This window comes from Lacrimispora sp., from assembly GCF_031982545.1.
Lineage (GTDB): Bacteria > Bacillota > Clostridia > Lachnospirales > Lachnospiraceae > Lacrimispora.
In genome coordinates this window covers 407,399-424,649 of the sequence record NZ_DALYXB010000001.1, presented here as the reverse complement: position 1 = coordinate 424,649, position 17,251 = coordinate 407,399, and the positions used below count along the sequence as shown (strand labels likewise).

Here is a 17,251-nt window from a genome sequence, read left to right as displayed (position 1 = left end):
GTTTACGCCAGAGTATTGTGATCAAAGATAATGGATTAGTATTAACTAAATGTACAATGAGAACTTAATATTGATAGTTAGCAGATTTAATGATATTCTACTTTAAAAGATTATTACATAAGTATTTTGGAGGCGACAAAATGTCTATAACTATTTATAATGATTGTGATGAACAAGAGTTTTTTAATTCAGTTCGTATCAATGGATTGCTTGAACACAATATGAAAAAAACAAACGGTAAATTAAAAGTGCCAAATATCGAGTATACGAATATAGCACGAAATGAAAAGGGAGTTATTGTGGGAGGTGTATCGGGATCTACTTATCTCTCCTCCTTAGAAATAGAGGTTCTATGGGTGCAGGAAGCTTATAGAGGTCAAAAAATAGCATCACGTTTATTGGAAGTAATTGAACATCAGGCAATAGCCGCTGGATGCAAGATCGCTCATCTGACAACATATTCTTTTCAGGCTCCCCTTTTTTATCAAAAACAAGGATATGTTATTTGTGGGGAAGTCAACGGTTTTCCAGATGATATCAGACTATATACATTAAAGAAACAGTTTTAATTTTAACTATCAGTATAAGCTGGTAGTATTTTATTGTAGTTAATCCAGAAAACCCGAATTTACCGGAGGAAGCATGTAAACGGTAAAACATTAGTACCTAGTTCCTGGTTAGTTTTTTTGAGATAATGTCTATAGCTTTAAAAAACTACATGCTTTTGGGAGGTACTTAATCTATGGATAAAATCTCACATGAAATGCGGCTTGCCCAATGGACTTCCATTATCCGCGAATGTAACAGCAGCGGATTATCTAAGAAATCCTGGATAACTGCAAATGGAATTGACGAGAAACAATTCTATTATTGGCAGCGTCGTGTCAGGGAAGAAGTCTTTCAGGAACTGCAACCGTCCCTTTCTCCTGCACAAACCTTTGTTGAACTAAATGTACCCTCATCAACTATCTCTCATATACAACGGCCGGAGGCAATCCTTCGTATTGGGAATTGCGTTCTTGAATTCCAAAATACATTATCACCGATACTTCTTCAGACGATTATGCAGGTAATGATTCATGCTGAATAATGCTACCGGATTTAGTAAGATCTACATCGCCTGTGGCTACACAAATCTACGGCTTGGCATAGATGGTCTTTCCTTAATCGTTAAGGAACATTTTAAGCTGGATCCATTCGTTCCGGGTATCCTTTTCCTGTTTTGTGGGAGACGCTCCGACCGGATTAAAGGTTTGCTTTGGGAGGAAGACGGATTTCTGCTGCTTTATAAACGATTGGAGGCAGGGCGCTTTCAGTGGCCAAGAACCAGTGATGATGTAGCGGATATCACTCCTGAGCAGTATATCTGGCTGATGCAGGGACTTACAATTGATCCTCAAAAGGTAATTCCTAAAGTTACACCCTCATCTCCCTTATGATTTTTATGCAATTCGTAGAAAATTAAAAATATTTCATGGGGCTTACCGCCTTTCACATCGGAGGTTATCCACAGCCCTCTTCACAGCCGGGGAATAATCACCCAATACATTTTTGAGTGTTCCTGTGGCGGTGGATAACGTTCCGGAAATCCTTTGATTTTACTTCATTTTTATCTCTTTTCTAAGCTGGCATCTTTCGTCATTATGACGAAGTCTCTTTTCCGTGCTATTCGCTTTTTAACCCGCTTTTGTGTATAATAGAATCATCACAAAAGCGGAGGTTCCCATGGCATCCAAATATACAGAAGACGAATTGAATAAATGCAGTAAGAAGGTTCTTATTAATCTCTTTCTTGCCATGCAGGAACAGATGGAGCAGTTAAACCGAAATATGGAGCTTCTGACGGAGCAGGTGGCTATTGCTAATCAGAAACGCTTCGGACGATCCTCCGAAAAACTGGAAATCGATGGTCAGCTTTCCATGAAAGAATGTTTTAATGAAGCTGAATTGACTGCCGATACTGCTCTCATCATTTCAGAGCCTGAAATGGAAGAGGTCTGTCCTCACCCCTACAGACGCAAAAAACACAAAGGAAAACGTGAGGAAGATTTACATGACATTGAAACAGAAGCTGTGCCTCATGAACTTTCCGAAGATCAGCTTACCGAGCTCTTTGGAAAAGATGGCTGGAAGCGTCTCCCGGATGAGGTCTATAAACGGCTCACATTCACTCCTGCATCTTTTAAAGTAGAAGAACATCATGTGGCAGTTTATGCAGGGAAAGATGATCAGACTATTATAAGGGCAGACCGTCCTATGGACTTACTCCGTAACAGCATCGTAACCCCCTCCCTTGAGGCAGCTATTATGAATTCTAAATATGTGAATGCAATTCCGCTGTATCGTCTGGAACAGGAATTTGCGAGAAACGATGTTCACATCCCACGTCAGACCATGGCTAACTGGACGATTTTATGCGCAGAAAAATATCTCTCCCTACTATGGGATTATCTCCACAGCGAATTGCATAAATGTCCGGTAATTCAGGCAGATGAAACGCCAGTTTTGGTTAACAAAGATGGAAGAGGTGCTGGATCCAAAAGCTATATGTGGGTTTACCGTACTGGAAAAATGTACGGATCCCCTCCCATTGTACTCTATGAATACCAGAAAACCCGTAACACCAGTCATCCCCGGGAATTTCTGAAGAATTACAAGGGAATCTGTGTTACGGATGGGTATCAGGTCTACCATACACTAGAGAAAGAACGGGAAGATCTGATTATAGCGGGGTGCTGGTCTCATTCTCGGCGTAAATTTGCCGATGTAGTAAAGGCCGTCGGGAAGGATAAGGCCAAGGATACCCTTGCCTATCAAGCTCTAAAACAGATCAGTGCCATTTACAAGATTGAAGAAGATCTTGCAGAACTCTCACCCGAGGAACGTGTAAAAAGGCGTCAACTCAGTGTTAAACCACTGGTGGAGGCTTTCTTTGCATGGATAAATGAAAACCGTGATAAAGTACCACCAAAATCGGAGACAGGTAAGGGTTTTACTTATTGCCTGAATCAGGAGAAATATCTAAAAGTATTTTTGAAAGACGGTATGGTTCCTGCAGATAACAATGCTGCAGAGCAGGCAATTCGTGGATTCTGTATTGGAAAAGCCAACTGGCACATGATTGATACCATCAACGGAGCAAAGGCAAGTGCAGTTATCTATAGCATTGCTGAAACTGCAAAAGCCAACAACTTAAAGCCTTACAATTATTTCGAATATTTGCTGACAGAAATCCCGAAACATCAGGAAGATACCAGCCTGGATTTCATGAAAGAATTACTTCCATGGTCAGAATCACTTCCAAAAGAATGCCTTAAAACAGTAGTTAATAAATAATAAAGTACGTGCCGCCAGTAATGGCGGCATTATTGTAAAGGTACGAATGGTTTACCGTTTACGGAAGCATGCCGTGTTGACCATTATAAATAGGATTGAACTTTTACATATCTTTTCTTAGGTAATGCGAAAAAGAACAAAAAACTTACCTATATGATGGAGCAGGACAGCATGATGGGGGGTCATATTAATGAACGTGACAGGTCCAATGAGCTTTAGGATAACAAAGAATATGAATCAAATGGATTATTCATTTTGAGGGCAGAGAATTTAATTCTTCCATGGCATGACCCAAGGAAACAGATTAAGAAAGGCATATGGGTTAATCTCTCCGGCAGGAAAGCCTGATATCTATGTGATTGATACCAGGCGGAGGCAGAAGAAAATAAGGCAAATATAACGTAGGTCTAATATAGGACTCAGCTAGGCTTACATTTTTACTGAGTTCCTCTAACCCAGTTAATCATCAACGCATATTTCTTTAAATGCAATTCCTAAAGAGGTTTTCTGAATATAATTTAGCTGCATTTTTATTTTCTTTCCTATGCCTTTGGCGATTAACTTTTGTAAGCGGATTTTAGCTTTTTTAAAATGTATACTATTGCGTACAGAGTCGTATTGAGTAATATCTGTTATTTTTCTTTTATAAGGTATTTCAATGAGTCCAAGGCGTAATAAATTATCAATACTTATACTTATTAGCTTATAATCTTCTGAGAACGTAAAATCTGTAATGTTCTTAATCCAATTATTTCTAGAATTATCACTGTCGTTAGTAGAAAGCGATAAATTGATTACTGGTGTACGCATTTTTGTAGAGATATGATTAAAGATCAATGAATCTAAAGGAGTCAATTGTTTGATTATTTCAACAAATGACGGATGTACGAAATCTTTAGTATCGGAATTCATTGATTTAGCAAGAATATTGGCATAAAGGTTTCTTAATTCTTTACTATCCATTGAATAGGAAATAGCTTGAATTGCAGGTATAGCAACATATGGTTCTGGTGTAACTATTTTATTTTCATCAACGTGTTCCAACTTTTTAGCTAATAGCTTTTCTAATTCTGTAAGATTGTATTCTTTTTTTGCAATCCACATACGTAGAGGAATTAGAGCAGCATTAATGGTACGAGGTAATAAAGCAAGGGTTTTTCCTGATTCTTGTGTAGCAGGTTTAAGACCATCATTGTAAAATTCAGGAACAGTTTCAATAGTTTTTCCAACACCCTCAGCAAATTTGTCAAATCCAATAGGCATAATAACACGACCTCCCTTTTGTATTACATTTATTTTATCAGGTTACTAAAAAATTTCAAGAACTGGAGACAAAAAGCATGGAATATTGATTTGTATAAATAGAATAATTAAATTAGAATTTAACGTATTAATGCACATTGAAAACTTAATATTGATAGTTAATAAGTTTGGTGGTATTCTGTACCTAAATGCAAAGATACGGCGATATGTGATCCAAATTCAAACCAATAATTTAGAGAGGTGGCATTATGAAAGATTTTTATGATGTAATCGAATCAAGACAGACTATTAGAGATTTTGAATACGCATCCATAAATGATGAGGTTATAGAAAGAATTATTTCAGCGGGAATGAAAGCGCCTACAAATGACCACATGAGAGATTGGCATTTCATTGTTATTAAGGATAAGAATACTGTAGTTAAATTAATTAATAAAATACCAAAGCAGATATCTGATGGCGAAGTCAATTCCATATTGCGAGACTGGAACTTAAATGATACTTGCCAACAAAATGCCTACAAAGATGCAATTCCAAAACAGTATCAAATGTTAGCAGAGTCAGCTTGTTTGATTGTTCCATTGTTTAAACAAAAGACGGATATATTGCATCCTAAAAATCTTTCTCACTTAAATGGTTATGCCTCTATTTGGTGTTGTATTGAAAATATGTTTCTGGCAATAACTGCTGAGGGATTTGCGTCTGCTTTACGCATTCCTTTAGGTGATGAAGGAGACTGGGCAAGAAAAGTCTTAAATTTTCCAGAGGATTACCTTATGCCGTGTTTTATAGCTGTTGGAAAAGAGCATGCTTCATGCGTAAAACAAAAAGAATACTCTGTAACCGAGAGAATACATAAGAATGTCTGGTAAGTTCTGAATATAATAAATTCCATACGTGGCGATTATGGGTAAAAAGTAAAATTATTAAAAGTGAACATGAAAAAAACTACTAACTATCAGTATTAAGCTGGTAGTTTTTTTATTTAGCAATTTACTCAAGAAAACTAAAATTTGGAATGCCGAATTCTTATTATAATATTGGCAGGGGGAAAAAGAAATGAAAGAATACTGTAGAAATATTAATACAAAGCAATTTCAGATATTAACAGACATTAATTTAATCTGGGATTTTATGGTGGAAATCTATGGACGAAATTTCAGCAATGGTGTGGCGGCTCCTTTCTATGAATATGCCATCACATCAACATGGATGGACATTTCATATCAGTACCTGAATCGCATTTGGTTTGATGGAGATAAAGTTGTAGCATTTGTTTTTACAGAATCACCTGTTACTAATATATTTTTTAATCTACGTCCGGGCTATGAAGAATTAGTGGAGGAACTATTAGATTACGCTGAAGAATATATGCCGAATTTTGATAAGCAGAGACAATTCATTTTATTTAAAGGACAGGATTCTCTGATTGATGCAGTAGCAAAGAGAGGATATCGTAAGGTACATGAAGAGCACAACTTCATTTTCGATTTTCAAAATGAACTTACCTATCAGCTGCCGGAAGGTTTCCATTTCGTGAAGGAGAGTGAGGTTGATCCCGTAAAACTGGCTAAATGTTGCTGGAAAGGATTTGACCATGAGCAGGATAAAGGTCCGTTTGAAAACTGGGAAGAGGCAGATTGCGGAACGAGCTGGAATCCACAAAAGGGATATAATGGTGTGCGGAAAGGTGTGATGTGTCCGGCCCCCCATGCAACTCCCCAATTTGATATAATCATTGCGAACGATGAAGAAGAGTATGTTTGTTACTCTGGAATGTGGTGGGTTAAGGAAAATAAATTAGCTTATATGGAACCCTTATGCACAATACCAGAATATAGAAACCGGGGATTGGCAGCGGTTGCATTATCGAAACATTATGAACGAATGAAGAAGCTTGATGCAACTCATATGACTGGCGGAGGGAACGAATTTTATAAGAAAATTGGTTACTCTGACGGGATTGTATGGACGCATTGGAAGAAGCTTTGACGGAGATTTTAAGAAAGGGGTACAGATAATATGGCAAATCCATATAAGATAATTGATGAAACCAATTGGAAAAGAGCTTTACATTGCCAGGTATTTAGAAACAGTATAGAACCATCGTATTGTGTCACTTTTGAATTGGATATTACAAATTTTTTAAAGAAAGTTCGGAAAGAATATCGATCCTTTACCCTATCTCTCATCTATATTGTTTCAAGATGTGCAAATGACATTGAAGAATTTCGATATCGCTTTCTTGATGGCAAAATAGTGCTATATGACAAAATTAACACAGCCTTTACCTATTTGGATAAAGAAACCGAGTTATTTAAAGTTGTCAATGTTGAGATGCAGGACACACTGGAACAATATAATTCGGTAGCAGCCCGGAAAGCTGAAGATCAAAAGGACTATTTCACCGGACCGCTGGGAAATGATGTATTTCAGTTTTCTCCAATGCCATGGGTATCGTACACTCATATTTCCCATACAAACTCCGGTAAAAAAGATAATGCAACTCCATTATTTGATTGGGGAAAATATTTTGACAGAGATGGAAAGAAGATACTTCCCTTTTCCGTTCAGGTTCATCACTCTTTTGTAGATGGAATACATATTGGGAAATTGGTGGATTCGTTACAAAATTATTTAAACGGAATACAGGACTCAACCTTAAATTAATTAAACGAAGAGGAGGCACTATGGAATTCAGGATAATCTCTTTACCCCCATTTAAAGCAGCATCTTCTGGGGTAGATAAAAATTTTGATTTTACTTCTGAAGGAGTGTTAGGCAAATTTGATTTATATTTTTCTGCTATGAACCTGTCGGACAGAGACAGGTTTTTACCAAGAGATTTTCTTTACTATGATGAAGAACAACAAGGTATGGTATGGATATGGGCGTTGAGTGATGACATGGATGATGGTGGAAATGAAGTGATTCATTTTGATGGTGGTTATTATTTGACGTATTCTTACAAAGATGGAGATGAAGAAACCAACGGAAAGCTGTATAAGGAAGCTCTAAAATATATTGAAAGCTCGAATTTTTTAGAATTAGATATCCGTTCAAATCATTATCCAATGGGACATATCATAACGCCTGCAGAAATAATACAAGCTCAAGGCTGGGCTCAGATGGAAACATTTATTCCAATCAAGTTGAAAAGTTAATAATAATCAATTTATAATAATGTATTATAGGGGGTTAGTTGCATGAAAGCGTGGGAAAAACATATTGAAGCATTCTACTCGATGATAAGTGCCGAAGAGAAACTGGTCTATCAGCCAATCATTAACCTGTTGATTGAACGGGGGTACACCCCTATGAAAAAGCAGACAAAGGGTTACATTCTTTCCTTTTCAAACCTTTCTCATAACAGAGTCATAGCCCGGTTTGGCGTTCGGGAGGACGGAGCAGATGCTTTCTTTGGGCTGCGTTTTTCTTCTTGCACCAATTACTCCGATAAATTTTCAAAGGTTATAAGGGACAGGATTTTATCGAGCAACAATCGCCTGGCGAAATGTGGCGAATGTGGGTTCTGTAAAGGTGATAAGTTTGTTTATGCATACACATTTCCTGATGGAGAAATAAAAGCAGCATGCGGAGCGTTTGTATTAGAAATACCTGATGTTACAACGGATGACATGGATGAAATTAAAAGGCTCATTGACGAGCAGCACGCATATTTTATGGAATATGCAGTATAAGCATTACAGCTTCATTTGGAGACGGGAAAGGATTACATGGAAGATTATTGTCAACAAAATAAGAAAGCATGGGAATATAATGCATATGATTTTTGGATAAATAATTCAGGTGAACCGAAAGACAGGGCAAAGAAAGACTTGGAAGACCCAAAGGGAATGCTGAAACGGTATACGGATTATTTTGAAACTTATAAAGATATAAAAGTGGCCAATATATGTGGGTCATGTGGGAAGAAAGCAATCCCTCTTGCAATTCTGGGGTCAGAAGTAACAATTTTTGATATTTCAGAAGACAATAAAAGATACGCACTTGAGGTAGCAGATGCCGCAAATGTAAAAATCGATTTTGTTGTTGGGGATGTTTTGGAAATTGAAATAGACAAATACGGAGATTCTTTTGATGTGTTATTCATGGAGGGCGGAATTCTTCATTATTTTCATGATCTTGATCAATTTATGAAACTAATGTATCAGCTCCTTAAGCCAAATGGAAAGCTTATATGCAGTGACTTCCACCCTTTTCAAAAAATAGCGGATATGTTAGGGCTTGAGCAGCCTGCAATGAATTATTTTTCAAGTGATGTAATTGAAGGTGAGATGGCTCATGCAAGATTTTTCCCTGATGAAATTCGTAACCAGATGCCATTATGCAGTTATAGAAAATACACCATCAGTGAAATAATTAATGCAGTTATAACGGCGGGATTCACATTGTCCCGGTTTGATGAGCACCCTGCATGGATAAATAAAAGTGTACCAGGAGAATTTACACTGGTAGCAAGACGGTGATTTTTATGGAATATGATAGATAGGCAAAACAGGGGAAAAGTTAATTCCTTTATTTAAAGAACACTGGTTTTAGACAGATATAATATTTTGTAGGTGCTATTTGTGAAAGGAAGAGATAATGACGAAATATATTATAGAAACAGATCAGATTGCATTAAGAGAGCTGACAGTGGCGGACTTTAATGCCTGGCATCAGATATTATCCGATAAAGAGACGATGCAATATTATCCAAGAGAATTTGATGAGGATCAGACCAGAAAATGGATCAACTGGAACCTAGATAATTATAACAGATACGGCTTTGGATTATGGGCAGTTATTTTAAAGAAAACCAATGAGTTCATTGGTGATTGCGGTATTACCATGCAAAATATCTATCGTGATGGCAATTTGTTTCCTGAAATCGGCTATCATATTAATAAAAACTTTTGGAATAAAGGATATGCCTCCCAGGCATCAAGAGCATGTTTGGGTTATGTCTTTAAGAACACTGATTTTAACGAGGTCTTCTCGTATCAGAAGTCGACCAATATCCCATCAAGAAAAGTAGCCGAAAAGATGGGGATGTCATTGCGTGAGGAATATCCCGATCAGATCAACATAAAAACAAGTGTATATTCCATTACCAGAGCAGAATTTTATACCGGTGAACCTCGTATATAAAAAGTAAAATCCCATTGTGATGATACAAGAGGTAACGGAAAACGAGAATCCTTTTAAGGAAAAAAGCAGTGATGCGGGGGAGGATTAGTAATGCAATGTAACATAAAAGGACAAGCATATCATTATATTGATCGTGTTATGGAAGATGAATTTACAAGAGACCGTTACTTTCAGCTTTCAAAAGATATATACAAACTAAAATATGAAAAGTGGTATGAATCCGGTTATATGGATAACCGTTATATCCCATATGTTATTATGCATGGGGATACGGCAGTTTCAAGTGTGGCAGTATGTGTGAATGATATAAACTGGAAAGGCCAGCAAAAGAGATATGTACAAATCAGCACAGTTATGACTCTGCCTGAGTATAGAAAAAAAGGATTAAACCGCTATCTGATGGAAAATGTTTTAGCCGATTGGGTGAATAATTGTGATGCAGTTTATTTACTATCAAATGATTCTGTCGTTGATTTTTATCCTAAGTTTAATTTTGAGGAATACAAAGAATTTGAATATAGTAAGCCCATCTTAAAATCAGAGGGTACATATAGAAAGCTTAATATAGAAGATCCGGAAGACTGGGAATTATTAATGAAAAGCTATAGAAAAGGAAATCCATTTTCCCAACTAAAAGTGGATAATCTGAGTCAGTTTGTATTTCATTGTATACAATTCAGAGCGAATGATATTTATTATATCCCACAATATGGTGCTGTTGCAGTGGTTAAACATGAGAAGAACAGGCTTATTTGTTATGATGTTTTTGCCGATGCCAATAACAGGCTGGATGATATTTTAGGTATTGTGGCTAATGATGATACAGATCATGTGTGTCTGGGATTTACACCGGAATTAAAATATGGCTATACAATTGAAGAATCACAGGAGGAAGACAATCACCTATTTGTGCTAAATGGAAAAGAGAATATATTTAGGGACAATAAGGTGATGTTTCCCATGTTGTCACGTGCATGAAAAGGCAATCTATTAAATTATAAATCATACAGGGGGTAATATAATGAGTAAGTTAGTAACAGAGGCATTGCGTAATCAGTTTGATTCTACATTTCATATGGCAGTTGTTCTTGTTGATATTTGTCCGGAAAAAATATGGGCTTCATCATATAATGAAGTGCCCTTTTGGCAGCAGGTTTTCCATTATGTTTATTATATTGATTTCTGGATGCGTGAGAAGTATGACGACAGTGAATGGCGTACAATGGTTTTTGATGATGCCTATACGACTGACTTATATGCAGACAATTATGATGGATTACTTATATCGAAAGCAAAAATGCGAGAGTATCTTGATGCAATTCAAATAAAGTCCACAGGAGTATTTGATCATCTGAATGATGAAAAACTGGGGACTTCCGTTTTTGGCAACAACCCGCAATACACTTATGCAGATGTTATTATTGGGCAAATAAGACATATCATGTATAATATCGGCTACCTGAATGGCATTTTGCGTGAAATGGGGTTGCCGGAATCGGATTGGTATGCCTATAACGAGCCAGAAGGTTCATAAATAAAAATTACTTTATCAGGTGCAGTGCAAATTCAATCTCTTTTTTCTTTACGTAAAATGTATAGGATAATTTTAGTTTGTTAGTACCGATTCCGGCATAAGGCAGATCGAACGTATTTTTAATGGATAAGTCCTTTACACTTAATTTAAAAGGTATATTGTTTTCGTAAAGCGTTTCCTGAATCCGATTTTTATCATCTGTAGTATATACACAAGTCAATGAAGACCAACGAAAGTAGTTAATCATATTTACAGAAACCTCCTTTTAAAAATAAGTATATAATACATGGCTTCACATTCATAGTAGATTGATTATTAATGTTTTATTACAAAAATATTGATGTTTAGCAAATTTTGTTGTATTATTGTTTGAAAATTAAAGGTGTGAGGTTTTGAAAATGAAACTGCGTTTAGTAAAATTAAATGAAAATTATAAATTGCATTTAACTGATATGATGGAAGAATGGTATGCTTCGGGTGAAAAAATCGTTCCTGGTGCAATTGCAAGATATAATTATCAAGATTTTGATAATTATATTGACTGTTTAGATAATAATGTAGAAAAAGATGGATATGTACCATATTCTACGTTATTTTGCCTGGATGAAGAAAGAGATTTGTTTGTTGGAGCTGTTAATGTCAGGCATTATTTAAATGAATCTTTGCAATTAAATGGTGGACACATCGGGGATGGGGTTCGGCCTTCGGAAAGAAGAAAAGGAGTTGCTACCAGGATGATTGGTCTTGCCCTTGATGAGTGCAAAAAAATTGGACTGGATAAAGTTTTAATGGTATGTGATAAAAAGAATATAGGTTCTGCAAAAAGTATAGTGAACAATGGTGGTGTACTTGAAAATGAAATTTTGGTTGAGGGTATTATGGAGCAAAGATATTGGATTAGCATCAGCTAAAATAGAATTTGATGAATTGATGTAAATTGACAACTTAATATTGATATTAAGTAGTTACCGTTGTATGATTAATTTACAATATAAGATTTACATGGGTTTTGCCGGGGGATAAAAATATTAATATGCCGCCAGGGTGTTGGTTGTAGTCGCATAGGAGCATTTCAAATTCTAAAAATGGGGAGAAGTATATATGAAAAAGTTTGATGTAAAAAGTTTGGTAGCAGGGATAATTATTGGAACCATGGGCATAACAACGGTTTATGCTGCATCGGGTATTAAGTCAGCGGCTTTGAGCAATACGAAAATTACGCTAAATGGGGAATCGTTGCCCCTTAGCAAGTCACTAATCTCGGTAACTATGGACAATGAACAAAACGAGAGTTTATATATACCGGCAAATGAATTATTTGAAAAACTTGGATATACCGTTAATTATGACGGCGCGAATAATACAGTTAATTTAATACTCGATAAAAAACGTTCACAAGAAATTATTGGTGACATCGTTACAGAGGGAAATGTCGCTATGAATTTTACCAATAATGCTAATCAGACAAACATAGCTGAATCAGGCGCATTCCGAGCGGAAAATAATCAAACATTAACCATAAATATTACCTCCAATATAAAAGGTGGATCGGTAGATTTATTCTTATTTGACCCAAATGGTAAAGAACAGAAAATCACGATCGGCTCAGCTAATATAACAAAAGAGATAGCCTTGGAAAAGGGAGTTTGGAAGTATAATTGTTCCGGTGTGTTTAAGGATGGAGGGAACATAAAAGTCTTAGGTGAAATCAAGTTAAACTCCTCCAAATTCAATTAATAATGTTATCTAAACTACTAACTTTCAATTTTGTTAGTAGTTTTTTGATGCATTTTTCTTAAAGACAGTAAAGAAAGATAAGGTATTAACAGATGGAGTTGCTAAATAGATCCCTGGAAAATTTGTTTCATACAAACATTAAAAATATAAGTATGAATCTATGCAGTAAAGGAGATGTTAATTCATCTTACATAGCAAGCTACAAAGAACAAAAGTATTTCATTAAAATTCAGAACAAGAAAAATCTTCCGGAACTGTATGAAAATCAGATAGAACGGGAGATCATAGGTACTGCTTTATGTGAAAAGGAGGGGATCCCCTGTCCACGGGTCTTTGATTATAATCTGGAAGAGAAATTTATAATAACAGAATTTATGGATTACAAGTTATTGGGAGACCTATGGAGATTCTTAGATGATGAGGAACGCAAGGATATAAAAGGACAGGCGTTAAGTGTGCTTGAAAAGATGAATCACATTAAGTCTGACTCATTTGGAGGAATATACAAGAAAGGCAGGATAAGACAATTCAGTCTATGGACCGATTCTTACAAGAATATAGTAGAAACGGCATTGGATGACTGTTGCCGTTATGGAAGCATAACAGAGATTGAACGTAGAGCCATAACGGATAAAGTGAACGAAAATTGCAAAAACTTAAACCAGAAGAAGCAGACCTCTGCAGTGTTCGCACACCTCGATTTACATTGGAATAATATTTTTATTGACAAAAGCACCAGGCAGATAAAGGGTATTTTTGATTTTGGAAGTTCTTTATTTACACCTGAATATATGGGGTATTTTCGTCTGAATGGTGGCTTCCTCTATGGAACGGATAGTTTTTACAATCAGGAAATTATTTGTCCGGTTCAAATAGATAATCATGAATATCAATGCGCGGAAATACTTAATACTTTGGATTATTTTACATTTCTTTCTTTTAAAAGATTAGATTATGAGAGAGAAAAACAGATATTATTAAAATAAAATGAAAGAAGAATAAACTCATGACAAGTACAATGCTAAAAATACTGGCACTCATATTTATGTTTTTGGATCATGTCGCAGAATTTATTCCGGGAGCTCCAATCTGGTTACACTGGATAGGAAGGATCTCTGCCCCAATTTTCTTTTTTTGCATGGCATGGGGATTTTACTATACTTCTAACAGGAAAGTCTATTTATCCAGAATGTACGGATTTGGACTTATAATGGCGTTAATAAATTACATATGTAATAATATATATCAGGATCCTTATTGTTATATTAGTAATAATATATTTGTCACTTTATTTCTGACCGGTGTTGTTTCATGGATATTAGATATTCGTAAGAATGATAAAAAGAAAGGGAATAAGTATATAATCTTCTTTTGCCTGTATCAGATTTTCAGTACGATAATCTGTATTCTTACAAAAAAGATCATAGTTGGTTATGGAGTTTTTGAGCTGGCAGGGGCATTAATGGGAAATATCATTTTTACGGAAGGAAGTATTTTGTTTGTATTTCTGGGTGTATTAATGTATTTCACGAAAGAAAGTAAAAAGAGTCTGGCAACTGCTTACATAATATTTTGTTTAATCTTTTTTGCATTGGCATCAGTAAATAACTTTAGTATTGAAGGACTATTTTATGAAAATTATCAATGGATGATGATTGGAACTCTACCATTCATGTACTTGTATAATGGTAAAAAAGGTAAGGGTTATAAATATCTGTTCTATTTATTCTATCCAATCCATATTGTGGCTTTATTCTGGATTGGAAATTTATGTTTTTAGAAATTCAGAACAGAGGGTAAGGGAAATAAAAAATAAGTTTAGGGGGGAAATATGGTAGGAAAATACAAAGTAGTTACTCTTTGTGGAAGTACAAAATTTAAAGATGAATTTCTAAAAATACAGAAGGAACTTACCTTAAAAGGGTGTATCGTGATTTCTGTGGGGTTCTTTGAATTCAGTGAAAAAGATGAGATTTGGACAAAGGAAACAAAGGTATTGCTTGATGATATGCATAAAAGAAAAATTGATATGGCAGATGCTATATTTGTTATTAATAAAGATGGATATATTGGTAAAAGTACAGAATCCGAAATAGAATATGCAAAAAGTCAAGGTAAAAATATTGCTTATCTGGAAGGTTACGAGGGACAATCTTTAGAAAGAGGGGGGTACTTATGAATTATCAGGATTTAATAGGAAGTATGGAACGGTTTGGGTCAACAAAACGTGATATCTGTATTCACAGCATAGGAGTAAATCCAGACCAGATACATGAAAATGTAATTATCGCTCCGTGGTGGGAACCATCTACTTTCCCAAATTTCGGAAATTTTGAATACTTAAGTGAATCAAATTATTCATCAATAAAAGTATGGAATCTTAGGATTCAAGACTTGAAGATTAGTTATATAAAAACAGGAATAGGTGCACCTGTATTAATGGATGTTATTTTGGCATTAGGCGTCACTGTATGTAAAAAAATTATTTTTATTGGGTCTGTCGGAGCATTGGATAATAAAATGGGTATTGGAGATATTGTGATCCCAAACTATTCAGTTTGTGGTGACGGCGCAAGTCGGTACTTAGCTTCGGAGAAACTTGCAGATGGAGATGTATTCGGAGAAAAACAATATCCAGATAAAATCATGTTTGATCGACTTAAAGAAGCCACCAGCCATATATGTGAAGAAAACCACGTAAAATGGCATGTTGGGAATAATTTTAGCACTGATACAGTATTTGCACAGTTTGTGCATATAGACGAAATTATTGGGATGGGCTGTGATGTTATTGAGATGGAAACTGCAGCGGCTTTTCGAGCAGCTACTTTTACTGGCATACCAATGGCAGCGCTCTTTAGTGTTTCAGACAATACTGTGGTCAACAAATCTTTAGTAAGTGGTCGCACATCAGAAGAGATGGAATATCGGAAAAAGGTACGTAGTGAGCTTTTCCCTCAAATAATTACAGCGCTCTTTCATAGCAGAGTAGAGAGGTAAGTGGCACGTTTATGGCAATCAGTATTTTGACAAGTATGTTCCATAATGATTTTCCCATAAAGTTTACAGAACGGCTGAATGAAATTATTGTGAATCGGAAGAAATTTGTATTTATCGCATCAGAATTTCATGATTTTCAGGAGATTAATGATAGATATTTCAAGCTGTTTTTAAGTAAGTTTCATAATGCCGGTATAAGGTTTTCTGACTGCTGCATTGTTGATGACAGGATGACAAAAGAGGAATCACAGCGAGCGGTTAAAGATGCGGATGTTATTTGGATTTCTGGTGGAGACACACCGACTCAGTTCAAATATCTTAAAGAATACGGATTGGATAAGATACTAAAAAATCACAATGGGGTAATTATAGGTATGAGTGCAGGTGCAATTAACATGGCTAAAATTGCCATTTGCACCGCTACCTGTGAACATCACGAGCAGAAAATATATAGAGCACTGGGTCTTGTGGATATTTCAGTAGAGCCGCATTTTGATTGTATTCATGTAGCGGATGAATTATTAGACTTATCAAATGATTATTATATATATAGATTATGTGATGATGCGGTAATAATATGTAAAGATGGAACTGTTGAACTTTTAGGAGATGTTTTTATATTAGATAAGCATGCGGTTAAGCAGATATCATCTTAGGAGCGAATAATAAAAGAGTATAGTAAGGAGGAACAAAATATGTCAGCAAAAATTATAAAGGTCACAAAAGAGCACTTACCATCCCTTCGTTTTATCGGAAAGCGATATACAAATGCGGACAGAATCGGTGGATTCGGACACAAATGGGGTGAGTGGTTTGAAAAGGGCTGGTTTGCTTCCCTTGAGAAGCTGGGAGAACTTCAAGACATTGAAAATGGTTATATTGGTTTCATGCGCTGCAACTTTTCCAGTATTGAAAATACCTTTGAATACTGGATTGGTATGTTCCTCCCGGAAAACACAGTAGCTCCAGAGGGATTTGCTTTTATAGACCTCCCGGAAAGTGATGTTGCCGTTTGCTGGATAAGCGGTAAGGAAAATGATGGGATCTACGATATGCATGGGGATTGTATATCCAAATTCCAGGAAGAAGGTATGGGAAACTTCAGAAGTGATTATGAAAACAGAGCCTGTTTCTTTGAACGGTATAATTGTCCACGTTTTACAGAACAAGATGCTGAGGGAAATATAATATTGGATTATGGTATCTATTTAGCAGATTAGGATTTTG

Annotated in this window: 23 protein-coding genes; 21 read left to right on the top strand and 2 right to left on the bottom strand. The window is 35.9% G+C overall.

Translation table 11 applies throughout. From position 1 onward, the window contains the following. The first annotated feature begins 140 nt into the window (after positions 1-140). From ABS301_RS02050 to tnpC, 4 genes are all read left to right on the top strand, one after another. Positions 141-569 carry a GNAT family N-acetyltransferase gene (locus tag ABS301_RS02050; RefSeq protein WP_349670600.1) on the top strand — a complete coding sequence of 143 codons (429 nt, stop codon included), beginning with the start codon at positions 141-143 and terminating at the stop codon, positions 567-569. Between the two features lie 173 nt (positions 570-742). After that, on the top strand, positions 743-1,090 hold the full coding sequence (tnpA, locus tag ABS301_RS02045) for an IS66 family insertion sequence element accessory protein TnpA (RefSeq protein ID WP_277405558.1): 348 nt from the start codon (positions 743-745) through the stop codon (positions 1,088-1,090). Further along, the gene (tnpB, locus tag ABS301_RS02040; protein ID WP_277405559.1) at positions 1,080-1,439 is read left to right on the top strand and encodes an IS66 family insertion sequence element accessory protein TnpB; all 360 of its coding nucleotides are present in this window, start codon (positions 1,080-1,082) and stop codon (positions 1,437-1,439) included. The genes tnpA and tnpB overlap by 11 nt, the downstream gene beginning before the upstream one ends. Positions 1,440-1,725: 286 nt before the next feature. Further along, positions 1,726-3,336 (top strand): IS66 family transposase, encoded by a 1,611-nt coding sequence (gene tnpC, locus ABS301_RS02035; protein WP_349670479.1) that lies wholly within the window; start codon positions 1,726-1,728, stop codon positions 3,334-3,336. Positions 3,337-3,795: 459 nt separating this feature from the next. Here the strand turns inward: tnpC and ABS301_RS02030 are convergent, their stop codons facing one another. Then, positions 3,796-4,599 (bottom strand): DUF4393 domain-containing protein, encoded by an 804-nt coding sequence (locus ABS301_RS02030; protein WP_349670599.1) that lies wholly within the window; start codon positions 4,597-4,599, stop codon positions 3,796-3,798. A 248-nt stretch (positions 4,600-4,847) separates the two neighbouring features. On the opposite strand from ABS301_RS02030, the gene ABS301_RS02025 reads away from it, so the two are divergent. The 9 genes from ABS301_RS02025 (at position 4,848) to ABS301_RS01985 (ending at position 11,287) form a co-directional block, all read left to right on the top strand. Continuing rightward, complete coding sequence (locus tag ABS301_RS02025) at positions 4,848-5,471, top strand: nitroreductase family protein (protein WP_349670598.1); 624 nt, start codon at positions 4,848-4,850, stop codon at positions 5,469-5,471. Positions 5,472-5,658: 187 nt separating this feature from the next. Continuing rightward, complete coding sequence (locus ABS301_RS02020; RefSeq protein WP_349670597.1) at positions 5,659-6,591, top strand: N-acetyltransferase; 933 nt, start codon at positions 5,659-5,661, stop codon at positions 6,589-6,591. Positions 6,592-6,621: 30 nt separating this feature from the next. After that, a complete protein-coding gene (locus ABS301_RS02015) occupies positions 6,622-7,269 on the top strand; it encodes a CatA-like O-acetyltransferase (protein WP_349670596.1) in 648 nt (215 codons plus the stop codon). A 20-nt stretch (positions 7,270-7,289) separates the two neighbouring features. Next, on the top strand, positions 7,290-7,763 hold the full coding sequence (locus ABS301_RS02010; RefSeq protein WP_349670595.1) for a GyrI-like domain-containing protein: 474 nt from the start codon (positions 7,290-7,292) through the stop codon (positions 7,761-7,763). A gap of 42 nt (positions 7,764-7,805) precedes the next feature. Then, positions 7,806-8,300 (top strand): hypothetical protein, encoded by a 495-nt coding sequence (locus ABS301_RS02005; protein WP_349670594.1) that lies wholly within the window; start codon positions 7,806-7,808, stop codon positions 8,298-8,300. A gap of 36 nt (positions 8,301-8,336) precedes the next feature. Then, complete coding sequence (locus tag ABS301_RS02000; RefSeq protein WP_349670593.1) at positions 8,337-9,089, top strand: class I SAM-dependent methyltransferase; 753 nt, start codon at positions 8,337-8,339, stop codon at positions 9,087-9,089. A gap of 118 nt (positions 9,090-9,207) precedes the next feature. Beyond that, positions 9,208-9,753, top strand: coding sequence for a GNAT family N-acetyltransferase (locus tag ABS301_RS01995; RefSeq protein ID WP_349670592.1), 546 nt, complete (start codon positions 9,208-9,210; stop codon positions 9,751-9,753). A 90-nt stretch (positions 9,754-9,843) separates the two neighbouring features. Next, positions 9,844-10,731, top strand: a complete 888-nt coding sequence (locus tag ABS301_RS01990) for a GNAT family N-acetyltransferase (RefSeq protein ID WP_349670591.1) — start codon at positions 9,844-9,846, stop codon at positions 10,729-10,731. Between the two features lie 43 nt (positions 10,732-10,774). Continuing rightward, complete coding sequence (locus ABS301_RS01985; protein ID WP_349670590.1) at positions 10,775-11,287, top strand: DinB family protein; 513 nt, start codon at positions 10,775-10,777, stop codon at positions 11,285-11,287. Between the two features lie 7 nt (positions 11,288-11,294). On the opposite strand, the gene ABS301_RS01980 is transcribed toward ABS301_RS01985, so the two are convergent. After that, positions 11,295-11,534 carry a hypothetical protein gene (locus tag ABS301_RS01980; protein WP_349670589.1) on the bottom strand — a complete coding sequence of 80 codons (240 nt, stop codon included), beginning with the start codon at positions 11,532-11,534 and terminating at the stop codon, positions 11,295-11,297. A gap of 151 nt (positions 11,535-11,685) precedes the next feature. Here ABS301_RS01980 and ABS301_RS01975 point away from each other — a divergent pair, with 151 nt between their 5' ends. From ABS301_RS01975 to ABS301_RS01940, 8 genes are all read left to right on the top strand, one after another. Next, positions 11,686-12,198, top strand: coding sequence for a GNAT family N-acetyltransferase (locus ABS301_RS01975; protein ID WP_349670588.1), 513 nt, complete (start codon positions 11,686-11,688; stop codon positions 12,196-12,198). Positions 12,199-12,388: 190 nt separating this feature from the next. Then, on the top strand, positions 12,389-13,024 hold the full coding sequence (locus ABS301_RS01970) for a stalk domain-containing protein (protein WP_349670587.1): 636 nt from the start codon (positions 12,389-12,391) through the stop codon (positions 13,022-13,024). A 92-nt stretch (positions 13,025-13,116) separates the two neighbouring features. Next, positions 13,117-14,010 (top strand): phosphotransferase, encoded by an 894-nt coding sequence (locus tag ABS301_RS01965; RefSeq protein ID WP_349670586.1) that lies wholly within the window; start codon positions 13,117-13,119, stop codon positions 14,008-14,010. A 20-nt stretch (positions 14,011-14,030) separates the two neighbouring features. Next, entirely contained in the window at positions 14,031-14,804 is a 774-nt protein-coding gene (locus ABS301_RS01960; protein WP_349670585.1) for a TraX family protein, read from the top strand. Positions 14,805-14,855: 51 nt separating this feature from the next. Further along, entirely contained in the window at positions 14,856-15,203 is a 348-nt protein-coding gene (locus tag ABS301_RS01955; RefSeq protein WP_349670584.1) for a hypothetical protein, read from the top strand. Beyond that, positions 15,200-16,024, top strand: a complete 825-nt coding sequence (locus ABS301_RS01950; protein ID WP_349670583.1) for a phosphorylase family protein — start codon at positions 15,200-15,202, stop codon at positions 16,022-16,024. The genes ABS301_RS01955 and ABS301_RS01950 overlap by 4 nt, the downstream gene beginning before the upstream one ends. 11 nt (positions 16,025-16,035) lie before the next feature. After that, complete coding sequence (locus ABS301_RS01945) at positions 16,036-16,680, top strand: Type 1 glutamine amidotransferase-like domain-containing protein (RefSeq protein ID WP_349670582.1); 645 nt, start codon at positions 16,036-16,038, stop codon at positions 16,678-16,680. 39 nt (positions 16,681-16,719) lie between these two features. Further along, the gene (locus ABS301_RS01940; protein ID WP_349670581.1) at positions 16,720-17,244 is read left to right on the top strand and encodes a GyrI-like domain-containing protein; all 525 of its coding nucleotides are present in this window, start codon (positions 16,720-16,722) and stop codon (positions 17,242-17,244) included. The last annotated feature ends 7 nt before the right edge of the window (positions 17,245-17,251 follow it).

What these genes read in the sequence shown, in the direction of transcription:
- ABS301_RS02050 (WP_349670600.1), top strand. Translation starts at nt 141, where the DNA reads ATGTCTATAACTATTTATAATGATTGTGATGAACAAGAGTTTTTTAAT.
- tnpA (WP_277405558.1), top strand. Translation starts at nt 743, where the DNA reads ATGGATAAAATCTCACATGAAATGCGGCTTGCCCAATGGACTTCCATT.
- tnpB (WP_277405559.1), top strand. Translation starts at nt 1,080, where the DNA reads ATGCTGAATAATGCTACCGGATTTAGTAAGATCTACATCGCCTGTGGC.
- tnpC (WP_349670479.1), top strand. Translation starts at nt 1,726, where the DNA reads ATGGCATCCAAATATACAGAAGACGAATTGAATAAATGCAGTAAGAAG.
- ABS301_RS02030 (WP_349670599.1), bottom strand. Translation starts at nt 4,599, where the DNA reads ATGCCTATTGGATTTGACAAATTTGCTGAGGGTGTTGGAAAAACTATT.
- ABS301_RS02025 (WP_349670598.1), top strand. Translation starts at nt 4,848, where the DNA reads ATGAAAGATTTTTATGATGTAATCGAATCAAGACAGACTATTAGAGAT.
- ABS301_RS02020 (WP_349670597.1), top strand. Translation starts at nt 5,659, where the DNA reads ATGAAAGAATACTGTAGAAATATTAATACAAAGCAATTTCAGATATTA.
- ABS301_RS02015 (WP_349670596.1), top strand. Translation starts at nt 6,622, where the DNA reads ATGGCAAATCCATATAAGATAATTGATGAAACCAATTGGAAAAGAGCT.
- ABS301_RS02010 (WP_349670595.1), top strand. Translation starts at nt 7,290, where the DNA reads ATGGAATTCAGGATAATCTCTTTACCCCCATTTAAAGCAGCATCTTCT.
- ABS301_RS02005 (WP_349670594.1), top strand. Translation starts at nt 7,806, where the DNA reads ATGAAAGCGTGGGAAAAACATATTGAAGCATTCTACTCGATGATAAGT.
- ABS301_RS02000 (WP_349670593.1), top strand. Translation starts at nt 8,337, where the DNA reads ATGGAAGATTATTGTCAACAAAATAAGAAAGCATGGGAATATAATGCA.
- ABS301_RS01995 (WP_349670592.1), top strand. Translation starts at nt 9,208, where the DNA reads ATGACGAAATATATTATAGAAACAGATCAGATTGCATTAAGAGAGCTG.
- ABS301_RS01990 (WP_349670591.1), top strand. Translation starts at nt 9,844, where the DNA reads ATGCAATGTAACATAAAAGGACAAGCATATCATTATATTGATCGTGTT.
- ABS301_RS01985 (WP_349670590.1), top strand. Translation starts at nt 10,775, where the DNA reads ATGAGTAAGTTAGTAACAGAGGCATTGCGTAATCAGTTTGATTCTACA.
- ABS301_RS01980 (WP_349670589.1), bottom strand. Translation starts at nt 11,534, where the DNA reads ATGATTAACTACTTTCGTTGGTCTTCATTGACTTGTGTATATACTACA.
- ABS301_RS01975 (WP_349670588.1), top strand. Translation starts at nt 11,686, where the DNA reads ATGAAACTGCGTTTAGTAAAATTAAATGAAAATTATAAATTGCATTTA.
- ABS301_RS01970 (WP_349670587.1), top strand. Translation starts at nt 12,389, where the DNA reads ATGAAAAAGTTTGATGTAAAAAGTTTGGTAGCAGGGATAATTATTGGA.
- ABS301_RS01965 (WP_349670586.1), top strand. Translation starts at nt 13,117, where the DNA reads ATGGAGTTGCTAAATAGATCCCTGGAAAATTTGTTTCATACAAACATT.
- ABS301_RS01960 (WP_349670585.1), top strand. Translation starts at nt 14,031, where the DNA reads ATGACAAGTACAATGCTAAAAATACTGGCACTCATATTTATGTTTTTG.
- ABS301_RS01955 (WP_349670584.1), top strand. Translation starts at nt 14,856, where the DNA reads ATGGTAGGAAAATACAAAGTAGTTACTCTTTGTGGAAGTACAAAATTT.
- ABS301_RS01950 (WP_349670583.1), top strand. Translation starts at nt 15,200, where the DNA reads ATGAATTATCAGGATTTAATAGGAAGTATGGAACGGTTTGGGTCAACA.
- ABS301_RS01945 (WP_349670582.1), top strand. Translation starts at nt 16,036, where the DNA reads ATGGCAATCAGTATTTTGACAAGTATGTTCCATAATGATTTTCCCATA.
- ABS301_RS01940 (WP_349670581.1), top strand. Translation starts at nt 16,720, where the DNA reads ATGTCAGCAAAAATTATAAAGGTCACAAAAGAGCACTTACCATCCCTT.